A 903-nucleotide genomic window follows, 5' to 3' on the forward strand; every position below is an offset into this window, starting at 1 on the left:
TCCAGAGGAGTTGCCTGTCTCTGGTCAGCGTCAAATCATTCAAGATGCGCTTACAAACCATCAAGTGGTAATCATTTGCGGTGAAACTGGTTCAGGCAAAACGACTCAATTACCTAAAATTTGTCTAGATTTAGGCAGGGGTACTGTAAATGGTGGGAAGTTAATAGGCCATACCCAACCTCGCCGCATAGCCGCAACCACTACAGCAAAAAGGATTGCTCAAGAGCTTGGAAGCCCTATTGGGGTGGATGTTGGTTATCAGGTTCGATTTTCAGATAAAACCAGTCAGAGCGCATCGATAAAGTTGATGACCGATGGCATCTTGCTTGCGGAAACGCAAAGAGACTCCTATCTGCGCTCCTATGACACCCTAATCATTGATGAGGCACATGAACGAAGTTTAAATATTGATTTCTTATTGGGTTATCTAAGTCAGTTATTACCAAAGAGGCCTGATCTTAAATTAATCATCACTTCAGCAACAATAGATGCTAAGAGATTTTCTGAGCATTTTTCAGTAAATGGCAAGCTTGCGCCAGTAATCGAAGTCAGTGGACGGCTATTTCCCGTTGAGCAACGCTATGAACCTTTGGAGCCCGACTCTAAGCTGGAGGATAAAAAATTTGCCAAAGAGGCTAAAGAAATACCGGAGTGTGTCACTAATGCAATCGCAAAAATTTGGGGTGAAGGAGCCAGCGGCTCTGGCGATGTTTTAGTCTTTTTGCCTGGAGAGCGTGAGATAAGGGATTGTGCCGAAGCATTACGTAAAGATCATGTTTTGCAACAACGCTTTCATCCAGAAATATTAAGTCTTTTTGCCCGTCAGTCGGTTGCTGAGCAAGAGCGTGTTTTTACCCCAGGAAATGGTCGTCGCATCATATTGACAACCAATGTTGCAGAAAC

General features: G+C 43.9%; 1 protein-coding gene. It reads left to right on the forward strand.

What is annotated here, in order from left to right:
- Positions 1 to 903, forward strand: a 903-nt coding sequence (locus BOQ04_RS08650; protein WP_143742181.1) for a DEAD/DEAH box helicase, incomplete at both ends; no start/stop codon positions are given.

Source organism: Polynucleobacter sphagniphilus (assembly GCF_001953355.1).
GTDB lineage: Bacteria > Pseudomonadota > Gammaproteobacteria > Burkholderiales > Burkholderiaceae > Polynucleobacter > Polynucleobacter sphagniphilus.